Source organism: Ferrovibrio sp. (assembly GCF_002796975.1).
GTDB lineage: Bacteria > Pseudomonadota > Alphaproteobacteria > Ferrovibrionales > Ferrovibrionaceae > Ferrovibrio.
On the sequence record NZ_PEKV01000020.1, the window covers coordinates 58,161 to 65,272 of the forward strand.

The following is a 7,112-nucleotide window of genomic DNA, read 5'->3' on the forward strand; positions in this document are numbered from 1 at the left end:
TTTCAAGGAACGGGAACAATGGAAACGGTAACCAGCTTCAATCGGCTCGAATTGCTTCAGGTGGCCGATGCGGTCGCCCGCGAGAAGGCGATCGAGCGCGATGTCGTGCTGATGGCGATGGAAGATGCGATTCAGAAGGCAGCGCGCTCGCGCTACGGCCTGGAGAACGACATCCACGCAGAGATCGACCGCAAGAGCGGCGAGATTCGTCTCGAGCGCCATCTGCAGGTCGTGGAGAAGATCGAGAACGACGCCATCGAGATCGGCATCCTCGAGGCGCAGCGCCGTAATCCGGATGCCCAGGTGGGCGACGTGATCGCCGAGCCGCTGCCGCCGATCGATTTCGGCCGTATCGCCGCGCAGACCGCCAAGCAGGTGATCGTGCAGAAGGTGCGCGAGGCCGAGCGCGAGCGCCAGTATGCCGAATACAAGGACCGCATCGGCGAGATCGTGAACGGCCTGGTCAAGCGCGTGGAATACGGCAACGTCACCATCGACCTGGGCCGCGCCGAAGCGATCCTGCGTCGCGACGAACTGCTGCCGCGCGAGACCTTCCGCCAGGGCGACCGCGTGCGCGCCTATATCTACGACGTGCGCCGCGAACCGCGCGGGCCGCAGATTTTCCTGTCGCGCTCGCATCCGCAGTTCATGGCCAAGCTGTTCGCCCAGGAAGTGCCGGAGGTCTATGACGGCATCATCGAGATCCGCGCCGTGGCGCGCGATCCGGGCAGCCGCGCCAAGATCGCCGTGTTGTCGAACGACAATTCGATCGATCCGGTCGGCGCCTGCGTCGGTATGCGCGGCAGCCGCGTGCAGGCCGTGGTGAACGAATTGCAGGGCGAGAAGATCGACATCATCAAGTGGTCGCCCGATCCGGCCACCTTCATCGTCAATGCGCTGGCCCCGGCCGAAGTGGCCAAGGTGGTGCTCGACGAGGAAGCCAACGCCGTTGAGGTGGTGGTGCCGACCGACCAGCTGTCGCTGGCCATCGGTCGCCGCGGCCAGAATGTGCGTCTGGCCTCGCAGCTGACCGGCTACGACATCGACATCCTGACCGAGGAAGAAGAGTCCGAGCGCCGCCAGAAGGAATTCCGCGAGCGCAGCCAGCTCTTCATCGATGCGCTGGACGTGGACGAGACGCTGGCCCAGCTGCTGGTCACCGAAGGCTTCACCAAGATCGAGGAACTCGCCTATCTGCCGGTGGAAGAGCTGGCCGAGATCGAGGGCTTCGACGGCGATATCGCCAACGAGCTGCATGAGCGCGCCGGCGAATACATCGACAAGCGCAATTCCGAGATGGAAGAGAAGCGCAAGGCGCTGGGTGTCAGCGACGAGGTGGCCGGTATCGAAGGCCTCACCCCGCCGATGCTGGTGGCGCTGGGCGAGAAGGGCGTGAAGACGCTCGACGATCTGGGCGATCTGGCCGGCGACGAATTGCAGGAGATCGTCGGCGAGGGTCTTTCCAATGACGATGCGAACGCCATCATCATGGCGGCGCGTCAGCATTGGTTCGAGGGCGAGGAAAGCGGCCAGGCTTAAGGCCGGGTCGTCGAGGTTTCGCGCGATGCCGCAGCGGCGTTGTCTGCTGACCGGTCAGCGCGCGGAAGCCGAAACCCTGTTGCGGTTCGCTGTAACAGAGGACTCGGCGGTGGTGCCGGATCCGGCGCATCGGCTTCCCGGCCGCGGGCTCTGGCTCGCGCCGGCACCGGATGCGGTGGCGACGGCGATGGCCAGGGGCCTGTTTGCCCGGGCCGCGAAACGCAAGCTGCAGCTGCCGGCCGATCTGCCGGCGCGCAGCAAGGACGCCTGGACGGTCCATGTGGCTGAACAGGTGAAGAAAGCCCGGGTCGCCGGGCTGGTGCTGGCCGATGCGGCCGCAGGTGCAGACACACTGTCTGCCGATGCGTCCGCGCTCGGCCTCGGGCGGCTGGCGCTGAAACGCTCGCCGCTGACACGACGTGCGGTGGCCGATCTGGCGCTGCTCGTCCGGCTGGTCCCGCCCTCCTGAGGGCGGGCGAAGGTAAGGCCACTGGCGCCACCCGGCATCAGTGGAATGTAGTTTGAGCGGTAGGCGGAAGCGGACTGTATGAGCGACGTGAACGAGCAGGACAAGGACAAGACCTCAGCCAAGCCCAAGCGGCTCGAGCTGAAGAAGACCGTTGAGACCGGACAGGTGCGCCAGAGCTTCAGCCACGGCCGCACCAAGGCGGTGACGGTCGAGGTGCGCAAGAAGCGCACCATTGTCCCGCCGGGTTCGAAGGCTGCCGAAGCTGCACCGGCCGCCGCACCCGCGGCGTCTGCTGCTGCGCCGAAGGCTGCCGCACCCAGCGTGCATGTGCCCTCGCATGCCGAGAAGATTGCCGAATACGATGCCGCCAAGGCAGCCAAGGTCGCCGAAGAGGCAACCGTCGCCGCTGCCCGCGCCGCCGAGACGGCTGCCGCGCCGCGCCCGGCCGCCGAGCTGACGTCGCCGGCCACGCCGGCTGCCCCGGTCACAGCCCGTATCGTCGAGACGCCGCGCAGCGGCCCGCGCATGACCGCGCAGCCGACCGGCGATGTGCGCCCCAGCACTGCCGCCGCCGCTCGCGAGCGCGACCGCACTCCGGCCCGTCCGCCGCGTACCAGCGGCATGGTGCTCAAGCCGATGTCAGAGGAGGAGCGCCAGTCGCGCACTCGTACGAACGAGGATGAGCGCCGTAAATACGCCGAGATGCGCCGCGTTGCCGAAGAAGGCATGCGTCGCCGTATGGACGACCAGTCCAAGATCCATGCCGAACGCGAAGCCGCGTTGCGCCGCCAGGCCGATGAGGATGCGCGCAAGAAGGCCGAGGACGAATCGCGCAAGAAGGCCGAGGCCGAAGCGGCCCGCCGTCTGGCCAATCCGGAACAGCCCGCCACCACCGGCGGTGCGGCAGCGCCGGGTGCGGCGCCGACCGGCGTGCGTCCGCCGATGGACGAAGAGGATGACGGCGGTGCCAAGCGCCGCACCGGCCCCGGCGGCACCAAGATCGTGCCGGCCAAGCCGGCCACGCTGCGTCCTGCCAAGGGCGGCGAACGCCGCACCGGCAAGCTGAGCGTGTCTTCGGCGCTGAACGAAAACGAGCGCGTGCGCTCGGTCGCCTCGTTCCGCCGCCGTATCGAACGCGAGAAGCGCTCGCACGGCCAGGCGGCCGAAGAGCAGCAGAAGATCCTGCGCGACGTCGTCGTGCCCGAGACCATCACCGTGCAGGAGCTGGCCAATCGTATGGCCGAGCGCGGTGTGGATGTGGTCAAGGCGCTGATGAAGATGGGCGTGATGGCCACCATCAACCAGACCATCGATGCCGATACCGCCGAGCTGATCGTCGGTGAATTCGGCCATCGCGTGCAGCGCGTGGCGGAATCCGACATCGAAGTGGGTCTGGGCGGCGAGAAGGATGAAGACGGCACGCAGATGCCGCGTTCGCCGGTCGTCACCGTCATGGGTCACGTCGACCACGGCAAGACCTCGCTGCTCGATGCGCTGCGGTCTACCGATGTGGTCAGCGGCGAAGCCGGCGGCATCACCCAGCATATCGGCGCCTACCAGGTGCATATGAAGTCGGGCAAGGCGATCACCTTCCTCGACACGCCGGGCCACGAGGCCTTCACCCAGATGCGTGCGCGTGGCGCGAAAGTCACCGACATCGTCGTGCTGGTGGTTGCCGCCGACGACAGCGTGATGCCGCAGACGGTGGAAGCCATCCACCATGCCAAGGCGGCCGGCGTGCCGATCGTCATCGCGATCAACAAGTGCGACAAGCCGGCTGCCAACCCGCAGAAGGTGCGGCAGGAACTGCTGCAGCACGAGATCGTCGTGGAGCAGATGGGCGGCGAAGTGCAGTCCATCGAAGTGTCGGCCAAGACCAAGATGGGTCTCGACTTGCTGGAAGAAGCCATCCTGCTGCAGGCTGAAATCCTCGACCTCAAGGCCAATCCGAACCGCAAGGCGGAAGGCGTGGTGGTCGAAGCCAAGCTGGAACGCGGTCGCGGCTCGGTCGCCACCGTGCTGGTGGCCCGCGGCACGCTGCATGTCGGCGATGTGTTCGTGGCCGGCAGTGCCTGGGGCCGCGTGCGCGCGCTCATCGACGATCACGGCAAGAATGTCGTCTCGGCCGGTCCGGCCGTGCCGGTCGAAGTGCTCGGCCTGCAGGGCAATCCGGAAGCCGGCGATGAATTCGTCGTCGTCGAGAACGAAGCCCGTGCCCGTGAAGTCGCCGAGTTCCGCGAGCGCAAGCAGCGCGAAGCCCGCTCCGCCATCTCGGCGCGCGGTTCGCTCGAGCAGATGTTCTCCAAGATCCAGGCCGGCGAAGCCAAGGAACTGCCGATCGTCATCAAGACCGACGTGCAGGGCTCGCTGGAAGCGATCCAGGCCGCCGTCAACAAGCTGGGCACCGAGGAAGTGGTTGTCCGCTTCCTGCATGGCGCCATCGGCGGCATCAACGAGTCCGACATCTCGCTGGCCGGCGCCTCGAAGGGTGCGGTCATCGGCTTCAACGTGCGTGCGTCCAAGCAGGCCCGTGAACTGGCCGAGCGCGAAGGCGTCGACATCCGCTACTACTCGATCATCTACAACCTGATCGACGACCTGAAGGCGCTGCTGTCCGGCATGCTGGCGCCGACCATTCGCGAAAACTTCCTCGGCTATGCCGAGGTTCGCGAGGTGTTCAACATCACCAAGATCGGCAAGGTCGCCGGTTGCATGGTCACCGAAGGTGTCGTCAAGCGCGGCGCCAAGGTGCGCCTGCTGCGCGACAACGTGGTCATCCACGAAGGCGCGCTCTCCACCCTCAAGCGCTTCAAGGACGATGCGCGCGAGGTCAAGCAGGGCATGGATTGCGGTATGTCGTTCGAGAATTACAACGACCTGCAAAAGGGCGACATGATCGAGTGTTTCGAACTCGAGAGCGTGGCGCGCGAACTGTAATCGCGCGTCAGCCTTCCACTCGGGGTATCCCATGGCGCAACGCAAGCGCGGTTCAGGCCGTGACGAATTGCCCGGCGGACGCAGCCAGCGCCAGCTGCGCGTCGGCGAAGAACTGCGTCACATCCTGTCCGATGTGCTGCGCAACGGGCATTTCCGCGACCCCGATCTGGCCGATCTGGTCGTCACCGTCACCGAAGTGCGCATCAGCCCCGACCTGAAAGCGGCGACCGCCTTTGTCATGCCGCTCGGCGGCAGCGATGCGCCTAAGATCATCGCCGGACTCAACCGTGCTTCGGCCTATATCCGCACCGAGGCCGTGAAGCAGATCAACCTGCGCGTCGCCCCGCAGTTTTCCTTCAAGCTCGACCACAGCTTCGACGAGGCCGCCCGCGTCACCCGCCTGCTGCAGCAGCCTGCGGTGCGCGCCGATCTCGACAAAGAGCCCGACGACGAATGAAGAAGCCCGCTCTATGAAGAGAAGGGGCCGCCCGGTCCATGGCTGGGTGATCGTCGACAAGCCGCTCGGCCTGACCTCGACGCAATGCCTGGCACGCGTACGCCGTCTCACCGACGCCGCCAAGGCCGGCCATGGCGGCACGCTCGATCCGCTCGCCACCGGCATCCTTCCCATTGCGCTGGGCGAAGCCACCAAAACCGTGAACTGGGTGATGACGGCGGGCAAGACCTACCGTTTCACGGTCCGTTGGGGCGAAGCCACCGAAACCGACGACACGGAAGGTGCCGTCACCGAACGCTCGGATGTACGGCCCGACCGCGCCGCCATCGAAGCGATGCTGCCGAGCTTCACGGGCGAGATCCTGCAGCGGCCTCCGGCTTACTCGGCCATCAAGGTGGACGGCCAGCGCAGCTACGACCTGGCCCGGAAGGGTGAGGTCCTGGAGCTGGCGGCCCGGCCGATCCGCATCGACGCGCTGCGGCTGGTCGACTGTCCCGATCCGGATCATGCCGTCTTCGAAGTCGATTGCGGCAAAGGCGCGTATGTACGTGCGCTGGGCCGGGATTTTGCTTTAGCTTTAGGGACTTACGGGCATATCACAGCACTCCGGCGCACCAGGGTCGGCCGCTATGATGAAAAGGCGGCCTTTTCGCTGGATTCACTGGAGGAACTGTGCCAAAAGGACGCCGCGCACGCGTATTTGCTGCCGATCGAAACCGCGCTGGACGACATCCCGGCCCTGGTTCTGACCGGCCCGCAGGCTGACCGCCTCAAACACGGCCAACCTATAAAGATCGCGCTGATGGCCCCCGGACTCCCGCCGGAAGGCGAATTTCTGGTGATGGCGGACGGCAAGCCCGTCGGCCTCGCCGAGCGTTCTGCCGACGAAGTCCGACCGCTGCGTTTGTTCAACCTCTGATGTCGCGGAGTTAAGTCATGACGATCACTGCCGAGCGCAAGACCGCGCTGGTTACCGAATATGCCACCAAGAAGGGCGACACCGGTTCGCCGGAAGTCCAGGTGGCCGTGCTCACCGAGCGCATCAACAATCTCACCGACCATTTCAAGACCCATAAGAAGGACGTGCATTCGCGTCGCGGCCTTCTGATGATGGTGAGCAAGCGTCGTTCGCTGCTCGACTATCTGAAGAACATCGACGCGTCGCGTTACAACTCGCTGGTCCAGCGTCTGGGTCTCCGCAAGTAACGACTATGGCAGCTGCCGCGAAGCAAATCGCCAGCAGCCGTATTCCGGATACGATGACACACGCCCGCTCCCGGACCGCCGGGGCGGGCGTCGTTTTTTCACCGTAGGCCGGAACATTGGCCGGCGGCATCGGGATGGACTCGATGCGCCGGTTTGCCGCGCGCGACTGATCTAGTCGTGCCGGCCGGGCGGGAGGCGATGGGCGCCGTCCCGCCGGGTGCCTGAGGTCAAGGGACCGCAGGCGTCGAGGAAGGAAGAAAAAGCAATGTTCAACATTCACAAGACCGAACTGATGTGGGGCGGCCGCAAGCTGACCATCGAGACCGGCAAGATCGCCCGTCAGGCCGATGGCGCCGTCATGGTCACCTATGGCGATACGATCGTGCTCTGCACCGCCGTTGCCGCGAAGACCCCGAAGCCGGGCGTGGACTTTTTCCCGCTCACCGTGAATTACCAGGAGAAGACCTTCGCTGCGGGCAAGATCCCCGGCGGCTTCTTCAAGCG

6 protein-coding genes and 1 pseudogene (1 of these 7 only partly in view) are annotated in these 7,112 nt (G+C 65.7%); all 7 read left to right on the plus strand.

Annotated features, from left to right (window positions below):
- Positions 1-18 precede the first annotated feature (18 nt).
- A complete protein-coding gene (gene nusA, locus CTR53_RS19610) occupies positions 19-1,539 on the plus strand; it encodes a transcription termination factor NusA (protein ID WP_290817567.1) in 1,521 nt (506 codons plus the stop codon).
- A 25-nt stretch (positions 1,540-1,564) separates the two neighbouring features.
- Positions 1,565-2,008 carry a DUF448 domain-containing protein gene (locus CTR53_RS19615; protein WP_290817570.1) on the plus strand — a complete coding sequence of 148 codons (444 nt, stop codon included), beginning with the start codon at positions 1,565-1,567 and terminating at the stop codon, positions 2,006-2,008.
- Between the two features lie 78 nt (positions 2,009-2,086).
- Positions 2,087-4,945, plus strand: a complete 2,859-nt coding sequence (gene infB, locus CTR53_RS19620; protein ID WP_290817573.1) for a translation initiation factor IF-2 — start codon at positions 2,087-2,089, stop codon at positions 4,943-4,945.
- Positions 4,946-4,976: 31 nt separating this feature from the next.
- Positions 4,977-5,402 carry a 30S ribosome-binding factor RbfA gene (gene rbfA / locus CTR53_RS19625; protein ID WP_290817576.1) on the plus strand — a complete coding sequence of 142 codons (426 nt, stop codon included), beginning with the start codon at positions 4,977-4,979 and terminating at the stop codon, positions 5,400-5,402.
- Positions 5,403-5,448: 46 nt separating this feature from the next.
- Complete coding sequence (truB, locus tag CTR53_RS19630) at positions 5,449-6,321, plus strand: tRNA pseudouridine(55) synthase TruB (RefSeq protein WP_290817579.1); 873 nt, start codon at positions 5,449-5,451, stop codon at positions 6,319-6,321.
- A 17-nt stretch (positions 6,322-6,338) separates the two neighbouring features.
- Complete coding sequence (rpsO, locus tag CTR53_RS19635) at positions 6,339-6,608, plus strand: 30S ribosomal protein S15 (RefSeq protein WP_290817582.1); 270 nt, start codon at positions 6,339-6,341, stop codon at positions 6,606-6,608.
- Between the two features lie 265 nt (positions 6,609-6,873).
- Positions 6,874-7,112 (plus strand): annotated as a pseudogene (pnp, locus tag CTR53_RS19640) (polyribonucleotide nucleotidyltransferase); it runs 1,832 nt beyond the window's last position.